At 48.1% G+C, this 19,174-nt stretch carries 15 protein-coding genes; 1 reads left to right on the plus strand and 14 read right to left on the minus strand.

The window, feature by feature from the left end; genetic code table 11:
* Nucleotides 1-44 precede the first annotated feature (44 nt).
* From cccB to flaG, 10 genes are all read right to left on the minus strand, one after another.
* Nucleotides 45-365, minus strand: coding sequence for a cytochrome c551 (gene cccB, locus ABR335_RS13305; protein WP_017551668.1), 321 nt, complete (start codon nt 363-365; stop codon nt 45-47).
* A gap of 93 nt (nt 366-458) precedes the next feature.
* Complete coding sequence (locus ABR335_RS13310; protein ID WP_071451767.1) at nt 459-1,322, minus strand: YitT family protein; 864 nt, start codon at nt 1,320-1,322, stop codon at nt 459-461.
* A 137-nt stretch (nt 1,323-1,459) separates the two neighbouring features.
* Nucleotides 1,460-2,561, minus strand: a protein-coding gene (gene prfB / locus ABR335_RS13315) for a peptide chain release factor 2 (protein ID WP_110134287.1) whose coding sequence is annotated in 2 segments (ribosomal slippage) — nt 1,460-2,488 and nt 2,490-2,561 — 1,101 coding nt in all. Because the reading frame shifts where the segments join, the coding sequence is not laid out codon by codon here.
* 90 nt (nt 2,562-2,651) lie between these two features.
* Nucleotides 2,652-5,168 carry a preprotein translocase subunit SecA gene (gene secA / locus ABR335_RS13320; protein WP_350346243.1) on the minus strand — a complete coding sequence of 839 codons (2,517 nt, stop codon included), beginning with the start codon at nt 5,166-5,168 and terminating at the stop codon, nt 2,652-2,654.
* Between the two features lie 533 nt (nt 5,169-5,701).
* Complete coding sequence (locus ABR335_RS13325) at nt 5,702-7,312, minus strand: gamma-glutamyltransferase family protein (RefSeq protein WP_026684156.1); 1,611 nt, start codon at nt 7,310-7,312, stop codon at nt 5,702-5,704.
* Nucleotides 7,313-7,951: 639 nt separating this feature from the next.
* Nucleotides 7,952-8,515, minus strand: coding sequence for a ribosome hibernation-promoting factor, HPF/YfiA family (gene hpf, locus ABR335_RS13330; RefSeq protein ID WP_017551661.1), 564 nt, complete (start codon nt 8,513-8,515; stop codon nt 7,952-7,954).
* 248 nt (nt 8,516-8,763) lie between these two features.
* Nucleotides 8,764-9,111: a flagellar protein FliT gene (locus tag ABR335_RS13335; protein WP_026104639.1), complete on the minus strand. Its 348-nt coding sequence runs from the start codon at nt 9,109-9,111 to the stop codon at nt 8,764-8,766.
* Nucleotides 9,108-9,512, minus strand: a complete 405-nt coding sequence (gene fliS, locus ABR335_RS13340; RefSeq protein ID WP_014095877.1) for a flagellar export chaperone FliS — start codon at nt 9,510-9,512, stop codon at nt 9,108-9,110. Before fliS ends, ABR335_RS13335 begins: the two co-directional genes overlap by 4 nt.
* A gap of 21 nt (nt 9,513-9,533) precedes the next feature.
* Nucleotides 9,534-11,642, minus strand: coding sequence for a flagellar filament capping protein FliD (gene fliD / locus ABR335_RS13345; RefSeq protein ID WP_061577062.1), 2,109 nt, complete (start codon nt 11,640-11,642; stop codon nt 9,534-9,536).
* Nucleotides 11,643-11,654: 12 nt separating this feature from the next.
* Nucleotides 11,655-12,023 carry a flagellar protein FlaG gene (flaG, locus tag ABR335_RS13350; RefSeq protein ID WP_017551657.1) on the minus strand — a complete coding sequence of 123 codons (369 nt, stop codon included), beginning with the start codon at nt 12,021-12,023 and terminating at the stop codon, nt 11,655-11,657.
* Nucleotides 12,024-12,291: 268 nt separating this feature from the next.
* Here flaG and ABR335_RS13355 point away from each other — a divergent pair, with 268 nt between their 5' ends.
* Nucleotides 12,292-12,543, plus strand: coding sequence for a hypothetical protein (locus ABR335_RS13355; RefSeq protein ID WP_017551656.1), 252 nt, complete (start codon nt 12,292-12,294; stop codon nt 12,541-12,543).
* Between the two features lie 199 nt (nt 12,544-12,742).
* On the opposite strand, the gene ABR335_RS13360 is transcribed toward ABR335_RS13355, so the two are convergent.
* The 4 genes from ABR335_RS13360 to ABR335_RS13375 form a co-directional block, all read right to left on the minus strand.
* Complete coding sequence (locus tag ABR335_RS13360) at nt 12,743-13,324, minus strand: DNA-3-methyladenine glycosylase (RefSeq protein WP_071452401.1); 582 nt, start codon at nt 13,322-13,324, stop codon at nt 12,743-12,745.
* Nucleotides 13,325-14,015: 691 nt separating this feature from the next.
* On the minus strand, nt 14,016-14,339 hold the full coding sequence (locus ABR335_RS13365) for a hypothetical protein (protein ID WP_225620970.1): 324 nt from the start codon (nt 14,337-14,339) through the stop codon (nt 14,016-14,018).
* Between the two features lie 282 nt (nt 14,340-14,621).
* Nucleotides 14,622-17,042, minus strand: a complete 2,421-nt coding sequence (locus tag ABR335_RS13370; RefSeq protein WP_035182240.1) for a Lon protease family protein — start codon at nt 17,040-17,042, stop codon at nt 14,622-14,624.
* Nucleotides 17,043-17,422: 380 nt separating this feature from the next.
* Nucleotides 17,423-18,835, minus strand: a complete 1,413-nt coding sequence (locus ABR335_RS13375; protein ID WP_350346244.1) for an amino acid permease — start codon at nt 18,833-18,835, stop codon at nt 17,423-17,425.
* Nucleotides 18,836-19,174 lie beyond the last annotated feature (339 nt).

Raw genomic sequence — 19,174 nt, forward strand, 5'->3', positions numbered from 1 at the left:
TCCACCTTTACCAAAAAACGGGCCGGTTTTCCGGTCCGTTTTTGTCATTTTTTCTTGGAAAGCCATTTCGCGACTTTTTGGGCATCGTCTCCCTTTAAAAGCCCTTTTGGCATGTCTCCTTTTCCGTTTTCAATGACATTTAAAATCTGTTTTTCGCTGAGCTTAGAACCGATATGCTGCAAATTCGGCCCGACATTTCCTTGCAATTGATCGCCATGGCAGGCAGAACATTTTTGGTCTACCAGTTTTTCGGCATCGCCGCCACTTGCCGTGTTTTTCCCGCCGTCTGACGATGGAGATCCGTTCCCGCAGGCGGAAAGTCCAGCTGCAAGCAGAACCGCCGCCAAAGCTGCGCGCCATTTCATACGAAGCCCTCCCTCCTGTGCACATTCTTCTTCCATTATACCGAATGTCCGCCTAGGTAGGGAAAGAAATACGAAAAACGCGTAAACCGGCGGCTACGGCATGTTAAAACCTTCGCCCAGCACTTCGGCGGCATCCATCACAACAACAAATGCCTTCCCGTCAATGGTTTTAACAAGGTTTCTTAACTTAATAAATTCAGACTGATCGACGACACACATGAGAATCGGTTTTTCATGGTCGGTAAATCCGCCATATGCATGGAGCCTTGTAACCCCCCGGTCGATCTGGAACAAAATCTCTTTCCGGATATCCTCGTGTTTGTCAGAAATGATCAGTACATTTTTCGAACGGTTCAGGCCGACCTGGACGAGGTCAATGGTCTTGCTTGTGACAAACAGCCCGATGATTGCATACAAACCCTTTTCAATATCAAAAACGGCAGCTGCTGACAGGACAACAAGCCCGTCAATGCCAAGTACACATTTCCCGAGTGAGATGCCGGTAAATTTATGGATAATTTGCGCGGCCAGATCGGTTCCGCCGGTTGAAGCCCTGCCAAGAAACACAATCCCGAGCCCAGCCCCGACGCCGATTCCGCCAAAAAGTGCGGCCAGCAATGCGTCATGCGTCCACGGCTGCCAATCTTCCGTTAAAAAAACAACAAACGGCAAAAACACGGTGCCAACAAGTGTTTTAATGCCAAATTGGTAACCTAAAAAAATGAGGCCGGCAATAAATAGCGGAATGTTGAGCCCCCATTGCACGTAAGCCGGCTTCCATCCGAACAATCCGTGCAAAATCGTGCTGATCCCGCTGACGCCGCCGGACGCAATATTATTTGGAAGCAGGAAAACATTAAATGTAATGGCAACGATCGCTGATCCAGCAAGGATATAAATGTATTCTTTCAGCATCGTCCAGTATTTGTTCTCCGGCTTTCTCCTTTTCTTTGCCATTTCCCTCCCCCTTTTCATAAAAAAACGGATGCCACACACCAATATACAGGACCGCTTGTTTCGCACCCCTCTATATTTTCTGGCATTGTGGCATCCGGCCTGTCATGCGTTCAATTTTTCAGAAAAACTTTTTCTCATTACGAAATATGCGCACGCAGGTAAGCGTCAATGAACGGATCAATTTCGCCATCCATCACCGCCTGGACATTCCCTGTTTCAACATTTGTGCGGTGATCTTTTACCATCGAATAGGGATGGAACACATAAGAACGAATTTGGCTGCCCCATCCGATCTCTTTCTGTTCACCGCGGATTTCTGCCAATTGTTTTTCTTTTTCTTCTACTTCTTTTTGGTACAATTTCGCTTTCAGCATTTTCATGGCTTGTTCGCGGTTCTGAATTTGCGAACGTTCCGATTGGCAGGAGACGACAATCCCGGTCGGAATATGGGTCATCCGGACAGCTGAAGATGTTTTGTTAATGTGCTGGCCGCCTGCACCACTTGCCCGGTATGTGTCGACACGCAAATCTTCCGGCCGGATTTCCACTTCAATATTGTCGTCTATTTCCGGCATCACTTCGCACGAGACGAACGAAGTGTGGCGCCGGCCGGCTGCATCAAACGGCGAGATCCGGACAAGACGGTGAATGCCTTTTTCCGCTTTAAGATAACCATACGCATTATGCCCTTTGAAAAGGAGGGTGACACTTTTCACACCGGCTTCGTCGCCCGGGAGGTAATCAAGGGTTTCGACTTTAAAGCCTTTTTTCTCGCCCCAGCGTGTATACATTCTGAGCAGCATGGAACACCAGTCCTGGGATTCTGTACCGCCCGCGCCAGGGTGCAGTTCCAAAATCGCATTGTTCGCATCATACGGTCCGTTTAAAAGCAGCTGCAGCTCGTATTCATTTAATTTTTTCGTGAACGCTTCAAGCTCAGCCTCGAGCTCTTCTTTCAGTTCCGAGTCATTTTCTTCTTTGGCCAGTTCGTGCGTGACTTCGAGATCCTCCTGTTGCGACTCGAGTTCACGGTAGCCGTTTACCATTTCTTTTAAAGCATTGGATTCATTAATAATTTTTTGTGCTTCCTGCTGGTCGTCCCAAAAGTTCGGTTCCAGCATTCTTTCTTCCAGTTCAGCAATACGTGTCTCTTTTTCTTCTAATTCAAAGAGACCCCCTGAAACCCGCTAATTTCTTAGCTGTATTTTCCAATTCCGCTCTAATTTCTGATAACTCCATTCCATTCACCTCATTAAATTTTTCTGCTGTTTTCCGCAAAAAAGAAGGGCGGCGTTTTGCCCCTCCTTTTTTACGTATGCCTGCCTGATTTTAAGCCTCAAGCCGGCCGTGGCAGTTTTTATACTTTTTGCCGCTACCGCACGGGCAAGGGTCATTCCGGCCGATGCGCACTTTTTTGCGGATCGGTTTTTTCTTCACAATTGTTTCTTCCCCGCCCGGCACGACAGCCTGGCCCTTTGCCACTTCCTGGCGCTCCAGATTGGTTTGGATTTCTGCTTTCATAATATATTTTGCCGTATCTTCCTCGATGGATGCAACCATATTTTCAAACATGGCAAAGCCTTCCGACTGGTAATCGCGCAGCGGGTCGATCTGGCCGTACGCGCGCAAGTGGATCCCTTCGCGGAGATGGTCCATCGCATCAATATGGTCGATCCATTTTGAGTCAACAGAGCGCAGCAAAATGACTTTTTCAAATTCGCGCATCTGTTCCGGCCCGAATGCTTCTTCTTTTTCATCATAGCGCATCTTCACTTTTGCCATGATCAAGTCAACCATTTCGTCCGGTTCTTTTCCGAGCAAGTCTTCCCGCGAGATGTCGCCTTCACGAAGCAGATTGGTCAAGACATAATCGACAATGCCCTGCAAGTTCCATTCTTCCTCATCTTCATGAAGCGGTGCATTAGCGTTGACAACGCGTTCTACGACCGAGCGGATCATTTTTTCAACGATTTCACGCAAATTATCCGCCGTCAGTACTTCATCGCGCTGCTTATAGATGATCTCACGCTGTTGCCGGAGGACATCATCATATTGGAGCAGTTGTTTCCGGGCATCGAAGTTATTGCCTTCCACCCGTTTTTGTGCAGATTCAACGGCGCGCGACACCATTTTGCTCTGGATCGGCTGCGTATCATCCATGCCGAGCCGTTCCATCATGCTCTTCATATTATCCGATCCGAAACGACGCATCAGTTCATCTTCCATTGACAGATAAAACTGTGTGATCCCGGGATCTCCTTGGCGTCCGGAACGCCCACGCAACTGGTTGTCGATCCGCCTTGATTCATGGCGTTCAGTTCCGATAACGGCAAGGCCGCCCAGTTCCACGACACCGTCGCCAAGCTTGATATCGGTACCGCGCCCGGCCATGTTCGTCGCGATCGTGACCGCGCCTTTTTGCCCGGCCTGTTTGATGATCTCCGCTTCACGCGCATGGTTTTTCGCGTTCAACACGTTATGCGGGACGCCTTTCTTTTTCAGCATTCGGGAAATCAATTCAGACGTTTCGATCGCAACCGTCCCGACAAGTATCGGCTGGCCAAGGTCGTGCCGCTGCTTTATATCCTCAACAACGGCTCTGAACTTGCCTTCCATCGTTTTGTAAATCAAATCCGGCCGGTCATCGCGGATGATCGGGCGGTTTGTCGGGATCACGACAACACGCATGTTATAAATGTTGCGGAATTCTTCTTCTTCCGTTTTCGCTGTACCGGTCATCCCGGCCAGCTTCGCATACATCCGGAAATAGTTCTGGAATGTGATCGTGGCCATCGTCATGCTTTCGTTCTGGATCTCCACGCCCTCTTTTGCTTCAATCGCCTGATGGAGCCCTTCACTGAAACGGCGGCCTTTCATCAGGCGGCCGGTGAACTGGTCGACGATGATGATTTCCCCGTCCTGCACAACATAGTCGACATCCCGGTGCATCGCAACATTGGCTTTCAGCGCCTGGTTAATATGGTGGTTGATTGTCACATTGCGGATATCGTACAGGTTGTCGATATGAAAATATTTTTCGGCTTTCGTGATGCCATCTTCCGTCAGCAGCACGCTCTTCGTTTTCACGTCATAAGTGTAATCTTTTTCTTTTTCCAATGTACGCACAAATGCGTTCGCTTGTGTATACAGTGCCGTCGATTTTTCGGCTTGTCCGGAAATAATAAGCGGCGTCCGCGCTTCATCGATTAAAATCGAGTCGACTTCATCGATGACCGCAAAATAAAGCGGCCGCTGCACTTTTTGTTCTTGGTAGAGCACCATATTGTCGCGCAAATAATCGAAGCCGAATTCATTGTTCGTCCCGTATGTGATATCTGCTGCATATGCGGCCTGTTTTTCTTCGTTCGACATATTGGTTAAATTCAGGCCGACAGTAAGCCCAAGAAATTGGTACAGCTTGCCCATTTCCTCGGCATCCCGCTTCGCCAAGTATTCGTTCACTGTGACGACATGGACGCCTTTTCCGGACAGGGCGTTCAAATAAACCGGCATCGTCGCGGTCAGCGTTTTTCCTTCACCGGTTTTCATTTCGGCAATATTTCCTTCATGGAGCGTAATACCGCCCATCAGCTGGACATGATAAGGATAAAGCCCGAGCACACGTCTGGCGCCTTCCCGGACAACCGCAAAAGCTTCCACAAGCAGGTCATCAAGGCTCTCGCCGTTTTGGTAACGCTGCTTAAACTCTTCCGTCTTGTCGCGCAGCTGCTCATCCGACAGCTTTTCCATATCCGACGCCAATTCCTCAATCTGGTTTGCGATCTTCTCAAGATGTTTCAGTTCACGTTTGTTGGCATCAAAAACTTTGTCCAAAAAAGCCACCATTCAAAACGCTCCTTTATTTCAGTATCAAAACAGGACTTTTCGGCCCTATCGTTGTAATTGCCATGACTTTTAAATTTTAATTATAGCACAGTTTCTTTTCTGCGTCTCTTTTTTCGCCGGGTTTTCCCGGCCGTGTCAAACCAGGGTTTCCATGCTTTTTGAGGAAAGTTCCGATGATACAGCCCCGGATGCGGCCGGGTGCGTGTATTTTGTTTCCTGAAATATACCTTATTGTATTTTAACACTGAAACGGAGCGCATACAACAAAAGAACCCGGGGTGGGCAGCAGGCCCGGGCGGAAGAGACCGGATTGAGGATGCTGCCGGTGCTTAAGATTATATAAAATGAACAAAATATGGCTGCTCTGTTGCCTGCTGTAAAAAGACATCGTGCCCGGACTTGATGCAAATGGTTAGATTCCTTTTACATGGTCGGACAACCGATTCCGGCTTTTCCGGTTTGGAATGTTCAGGCCACTGTGCTGAATAAAAAATGAAGCGGCGCGCGCACTCATTTAAAATTAGAAAAGCGTTTTACCAGGCCGCAACCATGCCGTCCGCACGCGATTCCGTGCCGCCCATCAGTACGCCCGTGTCCGGATTCCGCCAGATGATCTGGCCGCGGCCGAAACCGCCCGTATCCGCAGCCACTTGAACATCATGCCCTTTTCGGATCAGCCCTTGCACAAGGTGATTCGGAAAATGGGATTCTACCAGCACTTTTTTCCCCTCCGTCCATTGCCATCTCGGGGCATCCAGCGCCTGCTGCGGATGAAGATGAAAATCAATCGTGTTCATGATCACTTGGAAGTGGCCCTGCGGCTGCATATAGCCGCCCATTACGCCAAACGGTCCGATGGCTTCCCCATCTTTTGTTAAAAAGCCGGGAATAATCGTATGATACGTCTTTTTGCCGGCTTTCAATGCATTCACATGCGTTTCATCCAAAGAAAAATCATGCCCCCGATTTTGCAAGGCAATGCCTGTGCCCGGAACGACAATACCGGAGCCGAATCCCATATAATTGCTTTGAATATAAGAAACCATATTTCCTTCCCCGTCCGCCGCCGCCAAATAGACAGTGCCGCTCTTTGGCAGTTCATACGGTTCCGGATCCAGCGCCAGATCCCCGATCAACCTGCGCCGGTTTGCAGCATAGCCTTCCGAAAGCAAATGTGCAATGTCCGCCTTCATTTCCCCGGCATCTGTAATGAACGCTTTACCGTCCGTAAAAGCGAGTTTCATTGCCTCAATTTGTTTATGATAGGTATCCACGCAGTCTTTTTCACGGAATTCAAATCCGCGCGCAATATTGAGCGCCATCAACGCAACAAGCCCCTGGCCGTTCGGCGGCATTTCCCACACCTCATAGCCGCGGTAGCTGGTGGAAATCGGCTCCACCCATTCGGGATGATAGGCTTCCAAATCTTCCCTGCTTAAAAAACCGCCCCATTTCCGGATGAAGGCACTGATTTTTTCTGCAAGCGGCCCCCTGTAAAAACTTTCTGCTTTCGTTTCCGCAATTTCCTTCAATGCCGCGGCATGCCCGGGCGATTTCCACACTTCTCCTATTGCAGGCACCGTGCCGTCCGGCGCAAACGTGTCAAACCATGGCCGGAACATTTCTTCTTTAAAAATCGTTTGAAAACGGCGGAATGCCCTTTCCCAGTATTTTCCCAAAACCGGAGACAGCGGGTACCCTTCTTCCGCATACCGGATTGCCGGTTGCAGAACGTCTGTCAGAGGGAGCCGACCGAATTTTTCCGATAGAGCCGCCCATGCTGCCGGCGCGCCCGGCACCGTAATCGGGACCACACCATAAGCCGGCATTTTTTCATACCCCTGTTTTTTCACGGCCTCAATGGAAATCGACTGCGGGGCAGGTCCGCTTGCATTTAAACCATGCAGCTTCCCGCCCGTCCAAACCATGGCGAATGCATCTGAACCGATGCCGTTCGAAGCCGGTTCCACGACCGTTAAGGCGGCGGCTGCGGCAATAGCGGCATCAATCGCATTGCCGCCTTTTTGTAAAGCTTCAAGGCCGGCCTGGGCAGCTAACGGCTGTGAAGTGGCAACCATTCCTTTTTTGGCAAAAATGGTATTTCTGGTGGATACATAAGGATGATACAAGTAATCCAGGTTCATCATTTTCCCCCCTCGTATAAAATGCACTCTTTTTTCCTGTTCGCAAGTGTAGGCCTTGCCGGCTGCTCGTCCGCTCCGGTTTTCAGTCTGTCATCCGGGCTTTTCTCCTGCCTACCTTGCCATTTTCTTTATCCCTAAACCTATGCGCCGGCTGATTTTCATCCTTCTGCCGACGCTGCGTTCATTGCGGCATGGCGTCTAATTAGACAAAAAAGCAGACGGGGCAAATTGAAATGCCCAATTAGGTTTTCCAATTAGACAAAACCGCTAGCGAGGCAGGGCGAATTGTCCAATTGGAGCCCCTAATTAGACAAAAGATCCTTGTCTGCCAGGGATTTTGTCCCGTTAGAAGCTCTAATTAGACAAAAGAGCCACGGGGCAGTCTGTAATGTCCAATTAAGTTTTTCAATTAGACAAAACAACTGCCAAGGCAAGTCAAATTGTCTAATTAGGTCTTCTATCCCTGAACATATGCGCCGGCTGTTTTCATCAATCTGCCGGTGCCGCGTTCCTTTTCGGCTTGCGTTGTTTGCTTAAAAACCGCCCCCGGCTTTACCGGGCCCGTTTTGCATTCACCGGATGGGCCCACGCTGCAAAAGCACCCGCGGATTCACCGCGGGTGCTTGTTTCGTCCGTTCCTTATTTTGTTTCAATCAGCCCGTATTTGCCGTCTTTGCGGCGATATACGATGTTCGTATGATTTGTTTCCGCATCGGTGTAAATGAAGAAGTTATGGCCCAGAAGGTTCATTTGCAGCACTGCTTCTTCACTGTCCATCGGTTTTAAGTTAAAATGTTTGGTCCGCACAATTTGCAGTTCTGAGTCTTCTTCTTTCCTGGCTTGTTTTTCTTTAAGTCCGGTGTCCTGAGTAGTGAACAGTTCCCTCGTGCTTCCTTTTTCGCGCAGTTTCCGGTTTACTTTTGTTTTATGTTTGCGGATTTGCCGCTCCAATTTGTCAGCAATCAGGTCAATTGCCGCATACATATCCTCATTGGTTTCTTCCGCACGCAATACAACCTGCGGCATCGGAATCGTAATTTCCACTTTGGAAGTTTTATCCGGATTGACTTTAAGTTTTACATTGACGGAAGTGTCTGGCGTTTCTACGAAATACCGATCCAACTTGTTCACTTTTTTCTCAATATAATCCCGAATCGCCGGAGTTACCTCAATGTTTTCGCCACGAATGTTGTAGTTCATCATGTGGACCCCTCCTCATAACTGGCAGCCCCTTGCATACCGCGGTATGCTCGTACTTTCACTTTGAACAGTGAAAGCGCTGCCTTCTCTAATAATCTTACACTTATATATTTACACATTGCCTGTCTAAATTCCTTCTTTTTTGGCGAATTTTTCTTAGAAATATTTGTCATCCCCCTCCGATGGTGCTGTAAAAAGCAGTTTACACGGCTTTCCCTGAAAAAAAAGAAGTTCTGCATTGATCAGAACTCCTATCTTTTCCGGTCATAAAACCTTCCATCATTTAACTGCAGGGACTGGTACGGATTAATATACTGCTTCATGGACGTTTTCTTTTTCGCAGCTTGTTGGATGTCGCTCCGGATGCCGGACAGCGTTTCCTGCATCAGGGGCTTCAATTGTTTGTCAAGATCCATGATTTTTCTTCCAAGCAATTGCGCTTCAGCGGAAAAAGGCGGTTTCATGGCAGCAAGCAGCGCGCCGCGTCGGTCAAGGAGCCGGTGGACGTTTTGGATCAAGGTATCCCTCGGCTGCTCTTTATGAAATTCCGAAAGCAGCGCTTCCGTTAGCTCCAGGCAGGCGGCTAGATCGCCCATCATACTTTGCCGCCTTGCCCGTATGTTTGCCGGCGGTTCGCCTGGATGACCTGCTTCCAGGTGTCGCGGAAACCCGTTACCAACTCTTCCGCTGTATCGAGTTTTGACATATCATTTTTCACATTGGCCTGGATCAGTTCGCGCAGGATAAAATCGTAAAGGGAAAGCATCTTTTCTGCATCTTCAAATTTGCCCGTATCGAGCGTCATCATCAATTCACGGATGATGTTTTGCGCTTTTTGGATGTTTTTATTTTTTTCTTCAAAATTTTTGTTTTCAATGGCTTTTTTCGCCAAATGGATAAACTTCAGGCAGCCATTGTACAGCATCAATGTCAGCTCGCCCGGCGATGCGGTTGCAATCGAGTTGTTCTGATACGCCTGGTATGGATTACGTGTTGCCATTTGCGGCCCCTCCTTTAACTATTACTGACTGAAAAAGCTGGATAAATAAGTATATTGGCTGTTATATTTTTGGATCGCTTGCTCCATCGCTGTAAACTGCGCATAATAACGGTCTTCAAGCTTGTCCAGTTTGTCATTCATGTCACTAATTTTATCCGTCAAATCGTTGATGTTTTTCCCAATCGTGAACTGGGTGTTCACATAAGTGGACTTTCCGGCTTTGTCAACGATCGTGTTATACGTTTGATTGACGCTGTCGTACAGCCTTTGGACAATGCCTTTTTCCGATGTTGTGCTACCGGACGCGCGAAACAGGAGTTCAACCGAATCCGGATCGTTTTGGATCGCAGCCTTCAGCTTGTCTTCATCAATTTCCAGCTTGCCGCCTTCCAGCCAGTCGGAAGTTGTCGTGATGCCGATGCTTGATAATTGGCTGTATTCGGATGAAATATTGGCGTTATTTACTTTTGAATAAATCAATGACCGCATGTTCGACAGGGAACTTTTCAGCGTCATATCATTCCTTAAAAGGCCGCTTCTCGCTTTTTTATCCCATTGGTCCTGCTGCGTGTCCGTCAATTCCTTGCGTTGGTCGTCCGTAAGCGGCGCATAATCCGGGTAGCGGTCTTCATTCAGCTTCGACTGCACGGCATCAATCAGGCTGTTATACTGGTCCACAAAATCTTTAATGTTTTTGAAAATGGTGTCCGTATCGTTAGAGACCGTAACCGTGACGGGTGTATCAAATTTGCTTTTAAGGGTGTACGTTACGCCGTTGATGGCGAACGTGTTGGACGTACGTTCTGTTTCCAGGCCGTTCATCGTAAATTTTGCATTCTCACCGCCGGATTCTTTGCTGCCATTAAACTGCAATGTTTGATTTAAGAAATCATTGCCAGACCCGCCAATGATGATTTCATCACCGTCTTTGTTAAGGTCTCCAGTCGATTTTCTCGTGAGCGAAACCCTGTCCGCATTTGCGTCATAGTACATGCCGATCCCAAGTGTCGAATGGTTGTTTACATCTGCCATGACAGTATTTAAAGAATCCGTGCCATCAATATAAAAAGTCGCTTTATTTATACTTCCGTCTTCATTATAACTTCCGAGCGACATGGTGGCATATTTTGATGAATAAGTGACGGAAATTGTGTTGCTTTCTCCGCTTAATACAGCTGAATCCGTAAACGTAATCAGACCGGTTGAAGCATCCAGCGTACCGATCGGACTGCTTTTTCCTGTATCGGATTCTGCGTACAGTTTGTCGTTTTCGAGCACATAGTTTGTATTGTTGATTTTTAAGCTGAACGCCTGATCTCCGCCCGCATCCGTTGCGATCAAGCCATGCCCCAGCTGCATCGTTGCCGTACCCTGGGCCAATGTTTTTGTTTCTGTCACCGCCCCCGCTACATACTCCACATTGATGCTGGATCCCGAAGATACCGCGCTGTCAAATGTCAACACGCCGCTTTCCGCGTTATAAACGGCATAATTGCCTTTTTCATTGTCAGGAATATTGCTTTTATCATTTACAACCTGATAGGTTTTGCCATTGACCTTCACATTCATAGCATAATAGGTAATACCGTCCGTCGTGGTTGAAACAGGCGGATTGGACAGTTTGACCGATGCCGTCGCATCCCCGTCTCCTGAAAAAGACTGGGAGACCACGACCCCGTTGTTCCAAGTAATGCCGTTTAAAAAGTTCCCGGTCTGGCTGTAAAGGCTTGCGTCCGCTTTGATTTTGGCACCGGATTTGGAAATCGTTGTTGCCGTTTCAGATCCTGATCCGCTGATTTTTGTCGCAGCCGTTGCCAGTTGCGTAACGCTTTGGATGGTTGCAGATCCGAGTGCAGCATTATTTGCCGCAGTGGCCGTCACATTATTTTCGTTTGACGAGGTTGTCGTACGCACCCTGTACTTGGTTGTCAATTTCATGTTGGACAGCGTGGAGCGGAAGTCAAAATATTTTTGGTTCAGCGTCCGGTAGTCTTCTTCCTGCCACTCCAAAATTTGCTTTTGCTGCTGCAGTTTGACCAAAGGCTGTTTTGCCGCGGTCATCATTTTTTCGACAATGGAATCGATGTCCATGCCGCTCGCAAGCCCTGTGATTCTTTGTATGGATGTCATTCAATTCCCTCCTTATACCTTTTCATCGGCCAGAATCCCGACATGGTGCAGCATATCGGCATACGTATCCAAAATCCTTTTCGGCGGAATTTCTTTAATCACCTGGTCCGTCTTGTCGTCGACAATCGTAACATAATATTCTTTCAGCTGGTCATGAAATTGAAATTTTAAATGGGTGGATGATCCGGACAAGAAATGGTTCAGCTGGTCCACCGCTTTTTTCACTTTTTCTTTCGTTTCTTCATTGGCGGGAAGGCTTTGTTCCCTGTTTTCTTTTGTCACAATTGGCCTGGCCTGATCCGCCTCGGTTGCCTTTTGTGCCTGCGGTGTGCTGTTTGCAAGAGGCGGATGCGCAGCCTGCCACTGCGTCGCTCCAATCATAGCAAGTATCTCCTTATTTTCCGGCGTGTCCCGCCCCTTGTTTCATGGCGGAACAAAACCGCTTTTTTGTCTACTATTTGTATCGGATATTTCCAGCCGTTTTTAACATCCGCCGCTTTAAAATTTCACGTTGGCGAATGCCTTACTTGAGCCGCACGGGGGATGCAGCGCAAATTTTTGGGATAAAAGGCAGATACCCATACAGACACCGGTTTTTTCACATATGCTTTATCGTACAAAAAATAATGGGGTTGAGGAGGAAAAAACTTTGAATACAGATTATCAGGGAGTTCCTTATTATGAAACATTTCACCAGGAAGATGTAAGATTGCGGCCGTGGGGTTTCCGGCCATGGGGATTCCGGCCATGGGGTTTCCGGCCATGGGGATTCAGACCGTGGGGATTCGGTTTCGGCCCGTTCCTTGGAGGGTTTGCAGGCGGCCTAGCAACATCGGCATTGCTCGGACCGGCTTTTTACGGCGGATACGGCTTCCCGTACGGCTACGGGTTTTTCTGGTAGACTGGCGAAAGAGGCCGGCTTATCCCAATTTTGCCGGCCTCCATTAAAAAATAGAAAAACGGATCATTTGCTCGTTTGGATAAGCGATGATCGTAGGACTCAGGGGATGAGAAAAATTCGCTTTCATAAAATCGTTCGGCACCGGCTACATGCCGGTGTTTTTTCTCTTCGGCACTTTCTTCACGCACCACCCTACCGTTTACGCCCGCCTCGATACATAACGGTTTTCTTTTATCCAGAACCGGTACGGATAATGTTTGGCTTCACCGGTGTTATCGATCCCGATACGCGGGCCGGTTTCGATTTGTTCCGGTTCGTATCCTTCCGCAATAAAGAGCGGGCATTCGTAAAATACGCGCCCGTAGTCTTCCATTGTAATGCCGAGCGCTTTCGCCAATTTCCCCGGACCGTTTGTAAGCTGCTTTGCTTCCTTGACTTTCCGACGGGCAAACATTAGCTCCGTTCCCATAAAAGGTTCCACGGCGCGGATCAGGATGGCTTCCGGAGTGCCTTCCCGGCCACTGACGACATTCACGAGGCAATGGGTATGCATTTGGTATGTATACACGTGGCCCGGGCCATGGTACATGATTTCCGTTCTTTTCGTCCGCCGGTTTCCATAACTGTGCGCGGCCCTGTCCGATGCACCCATGTATGCTTCCGTTTCGACAATAAAACCGGCCGCCGTTCCTTCTTCCGTCTCTTTGACGAGCAGGCAACCGAGAAGGGCACGTGCCAGCTCCAACGTATCTTTTTTAAAAAAATCCGCCGGTAAAGGCATAAGCAACGGGGTTTTTCTCACCTCGAATGCCTCCTTTCTATCTGGGGCGCTACTTTCCGTACAGTCATGATACCCGGCAAAGGGCACTTTAACCCCTCCATATCCTATAGTATCCAGCCAAAAAGCATCTTTCCGTGCAGTAAAGGATCTTTCATGCGCTTAAACATGCATTTTTCGCGACAGCGGTTTCGCCGAGCATAAGCGAAAACCGGAATGAACACTCTTTCTATGCAATGAACGTTTGACATCCCGAACGCTTCGAAGGCCCCTTTCTTCCCACCCATTCTGAAGCCGGAGACAAAAACATCTTTCCATTCAGCAATGGTTCCTTCGTATTTTTAAACATACCTTGCCACGATAACGGTTACGTGCAATACGAACGGAAACCGGAATGAAAATCTTTCCCATGAAATGGCAACAATGGATATCCCGCACGCTTTTAAAAAAACCCCCACCACCGATAACGGCTACGCTGCTGCGATTGCGGAATCCGGAACCAAACGCATCTTTCCATCCAGCAATGGTTCCTTCGTTTTAAAACCTATACACCGTTCCCTTATTATAAACCGAAATGGAAAAATGTTTTCCATTCAAAGCTTCCTTTGCACATTCAAAAAATGGATCTTCCCTGCCACGATAACGGTTACGTTACAGCAGTTACCAGAGACGGGGAAAAGGCATCCATCTCAATTCAATGATAACGATTGATATCCCTTTTTCCGCTTTGTTCGAGGCGTGCGACTAATGCGGTTAAAATGTATTTCACATAAGCCAGCACACTCGAACGGCGCTCGCGGATGATGTTAAGCTGTTGGATAAAATCGAGTATACTTTCCCTGCTCATATTGCGGACAAGCAAATCGATTGCTTGCTCGATTGTCAATTCCCGGTGCCTGTCTTTGCTTGTCTGCACTTCAATCGATTCAAACGAATGCATGAAAGAGTGGAGAATTCCTCTGATTTGATTCTCACTCAACGGAATTTTTTTTAAATCTTCACTTGATGTTTTGCTCAATTTCAAACTCAAATCCTTTCTACACGACTATGCAGATGCCGGGCTGCACGCTCTGTATCTTTTTTTGCATTGCCACAGCAGCGCCCCCCTTCCCCCTTTATGCAATACGGATTTGAAACGATTAAAAACGGGATGATGAAAATTTTTCACATTTGCCTATTTTATTATTATAACCGCAAAGGAAGGAAGCATTATAGAGCGTAAAACGGAAATGATACTTTCAGACTAGTTCTTGCCGAAAAATTATAATAAAGGCGGGCTCTCTTTGCCCGCCAGATTACATTATTGTTTCGTTTCTTTTACAGATTCATACATTTTTTGAAAACGGGCTTCCACTTTTGCAAAAATGGTGCCGTCCGGGAAGCGGTCTCCTGAAGTGCGTTCTGCTCCCGCGCTTTCGCCGGTTAAAATTTCAATCCCTTCCGAAATATGGCGAACAGCCCATATGTGGAATTGGCCGGTTTTTACGGCATCCACGACTTCATCATGCAGCATCAAATTGCAAATATTTTGCTGCGGAATAATGACGCCCTGGCGCCCTGTCAGCCCGCGATCTTTGCAAATGGCGAAAAAGCCTTCTATTTTTTCATTTACACCGCCGATCGGTTGAATCTCGCCCCACTGGTTCACTGAACCGGTAACGGCAATGCCCTGTTTGATCGGTACTCCGGCAAGCGATGAAAGAAGCACATACAATTCGGTACTGGAAGCGCTGTCCCCATCAATAAGCGAATACGTCTGTTCAAATGTGATGCTTGCCGAAAGCGGGATCGGCTTGTTTTTTGCAAACATGCCGGATAAAAATCCGGTTAAAATGAGCAGCCCTTTGTTATGAATCTGTCCGCTTAAAGAGGTTTCCCGTTCAATGTTCATAATGCCGCTTTTCCCGACAAACGTTTGCGCCGTAATTTTTGTCGGAATGCCGAATGTTGCATCCCTTGTCCCCATCACAGCCAGGCCGTTAATTTGGCCCACCCGTTCACCGTCCGTATCCACCATAATCGTCCCGTTATGGATCATTTCACGGTATTGCTCGGAAATATGGTTCGTCCGGTTTGCCTGCTCTTCCAACGCTTTGCGGATATGATGGCTGTCTACAAAGGGGCTCCCTTCTTTTTTCGCCCAGTAACCCGATTCGACGAGGATTTTTGTCAGGTCCTGGAAACGCGCTGTCAGCTTTTCCTGTTCCTCGGCAAGGCGCGCACTGTGGTCAATGATTTTCGCAACAGCACGCCGGTGGAACGGGAGAAGATTTTTCCGATCCGCATAGCTTTTGATAAAATAAGCCATTTTCCTGCGGTTTTCCGCATCCCGCTTCATCACCGTGTCAAACTCGACTTTCACTTTAAACAGCTTATGGAAATCTTCATCCACCCTTGATAACAAATCGTATAAATAGTAAGACCCGATGATGATCACTTTGATATTGAGCGGGACGGGCTCAGGCTTAAGGCCGCTCGTCGGGAAAGCGCCCCTTTCGGCAAACGGGTCTTCAATCTGGATTTTCCCCGTTTGTAGCGCGCGTTTTAAAAGGGTCCATGCATACGGCTGTGAAAGCAGTTCAGCAGCCTGCAAAATCAAATAGCCCCCGTTTGCCAGATGGATTGCGCCCGGTTTGACGAGCGTAAAATTGGTTGTCCAGCTGCCGAACGCGCCGCGGTACTCGATTTTTCCGAATAAGTTTTGGTACGTCGGGTTCGTTTCATAGATGACAGGCGCACCCTGTCCGTTTTTATGGCTGACAAGGAGATTGACGGCATAGCGTTGGAGCTGCTGTTCTTTGCTGCCGGTTAACGCCTGAACGACGGCATTTCCTTCTTCCTGGTCGGTTAAAAACAGCGAAAAATGCTCGACAACATCATGGTTGTATTCTTCAAGATAGCGGAGAACTTTTGGAAAATCACGGTAAGCTTCTTTTAGCGGCTGGAACAGGCCTTCAATTGTAAAAGCAGCCGTCTCTTTATGAAAACGATCGAGATTTTTCCGGAGCTGTTCTTCAATTTTCCGGATCTGGTACACCGTTTCATTGATTTTTTCCTCAAGCTGTTTTTCCCGTTCTTTCAATTTTTCTTTGTTAGCATCGGAAAGCCGTTCGTATTCTTCTTTTTCCATCGGCCGGCCGAAAAAAAGCGGAAGGGTTTGAATGCCGGCCGGGGTCCGTTCCAATTTAAAATTCAACCCGGACGCGAACGTTTCCGTTTCTTTCCAAAGTGCCTCAACCTGGCTTTGCGACGCGTCAATGATATTCCGCTTCTTCTTTTCCGTTTCTTCATTTGAAAAAGTGGCGCGGAGTTCCCGTTCAATATCAATCAAAAGGGTTTCCATCTTGCGTTGAAAACGGAGACCACTTCCAGCCGGCAAATTGATGACAAGCGGCCGGTCCGGATTTTCAAAATTGTTGACATAACACCAGTCATCCGGCACAGGCTGTTCGGATGCGAGCTTTTCGACACTGTGTTGCGTATATGTCATTCTCCCCGTCCCGGACGGCCCGACGACGAATAAATTGTAACCGGACTGCTCGACAGACAAACCGAAATCCATCGCCTGTTCCGCCCGCTGTTGCCCGATCATTTCATTCGGCAGCGTTTCCAACTCATCTGTCGTTTCAAACGGAAACTCGTCCGGGTTGCATTCCGAACGTAAGGATGAGACAGGCACACGGTGTACGGATAAAACTGTTTCATATTCTTCCTGATTCATTGCAATCCCTCCCAATATAGGCAATGCTCTTCCTGTAGCATTTCGACATTTTTTTCGGAATTCCTGCAAAATGGTGGCATGTCAAAAAGTGAACATTTTTAAAACGGACTCTGTTGTGATCATTTTTCGCCGGCATTTCACCAGGTGACAGGAAAAGTCTGGTTTTTCCTAAAGCAGGAACATCCTGAAAACGAATTTTTTGGCATCCAGTGGCAGCATATTCAGAGCAGAAACGATTGCAGAGGGAAAACGCGCAAACATTGCGAAGAACCCGAGCATTTCGCGGGAAGAAAAACGCAGAGCAGCCGCAATCTTCCAGGACCAAATATCGAAACACGAAAAACTGCTCCGGTTCGATCCGGAGCAGCCCACTTCAGAAATTAGTAATCTTTCACAGGCGATTCCCTGAGCGGCGTGTTCTTCGCGCGCACTTTCGGGGCGACTGCGATTTGGTAGTATACAAGCAGAAAGACGAGCCAGAGAACACCGGCGAAAACGGAGATGCGGGTTAACGGTGAAATGGCAATCGCAATAAAAGCTAAAAGAAGCATGACCAGCCCGGCAATCGGCAAAACCGGCCAGAACGGCATTTTGTAATGAAAACTTGCGCCTTTGTCTTTGGATGCGGCCCGGTTCACAAGCTCCAGCACGAGGATCAGTGCCCAGATAAAAATAGCCGAAAAGGCGGAAGCACTCGTAATCCAAACATAGACAGTATCCGGCGCAAGATACGTGATGACGGTTCCAACCGACATGGCCACAGCAGTTGCAAACACGCCGGCGTACGGAATTCGCTGTTTGTTGAGTTTGTTGAGGGAACGCGGGAGCAATCCTTCATTCGCCATACTGTAAAGTTGCCGGCTGCCGCCGTAAACGCCGGTATTGCACGATGAGAGCCCGGAGAAAATAATGATCAGGTTCATCAGCGCCGCCGCAACCGGAATGCCGACTTGCGAGAAAAGAAGAACATACGGGCTGCCGTCATGCCCCGCAAGTTGCGTCCACGGATACGCGCACAACATGATCAAAATGGATCCGATATAGAAAAAGGAAATCCGGTATGTAACACTTCTGAATGCTTTCGGCATCGACTGGCGCGGGTTGTCCGATTCGCCTGCTTCCACGGCGAGCGTTTCAATGCCGGCGTATCCCTGAATCACAATCGCAACCGCCTGGAAAACGCCGAACCACCCGGCCGGGAAAAACCCGCCGTGCGCCCAAAGATTCGAAAAGCCAACGATTTTTCCACCATTAAATAAACCGGTAAAAATCATCAGCGCGCCGAAAACCATAAAGGCGAGAATCGCAAAGACTTTTAAAATCGCAAACACAAACTCAATCTCGCCAAAAATTTTTACAGCCAGTAAATTAGAAACTGTGAATAAAATGAGTGCCAAAAATCCTGGAATCCAGGCCGGAAAATGCGGAAACCAGAACTGGACCAGCTTTCCGATCGCGGCAAGCTCCGACATCACAGTCGCCACCCATAAAAACCACCACATGCCGCCTGAAACAAAGCCCATCCGCTCGCCGAACAAATCATGCGCATACTTGCTGAATGATCCGGCCACCGGTTTTTCAACCGTCATTTCCCCGAGCGCCCGCATGACAATGGCGACAACCAGGCCGGCCGCAATATACGCCGCCAAAACGCCCGGTCCCGCCATTTTCACTGCCTGCGAAGCGCCGTAAAACAGACCGACGCCGATGACGCCCCCTAATGCCAAAAACTGAATATGCCGGTTTTTCAGCGACCGGCTTAAATGATTGCCCTGTTTTCTGTCATTCTCCATCCTTCCAACTCCATTCGCTTTTTTGTCTGCATACCCTTTGCCCAACCGTTTAAACAAAACCGGCGGATGTTTCAGCTTCCAATCCTCGGGGTATACTAACGACAAAAAGGGAGTGAAACCATGTCCGATAAACAGTTGAAGAACGAAGAAGAAAATGAAAAGAAGAAAACGAAGAAGCTGGCTGACAAAACACTGACGGACGGGACAATGGACAGGAAGGAAAAGAAGGAGGAGTAAAATCTGAACTGATAAAAAATTTTGTTTTTTTGTATTGACAGCCTAGCCTAAATCTTGTATAAATAATTTAACAACAAAAAACGTATAATCTCTATGGCTGGA

This window comes from Heyndrickxia faecalis (assembly GCF_040267745.1).
Taxonomy (GTDB): Bacteria; Bacillota; Bacilli; order Bacillales; family Bacillaceae_C; genus Weizmannia; species Weizmannia faecalis.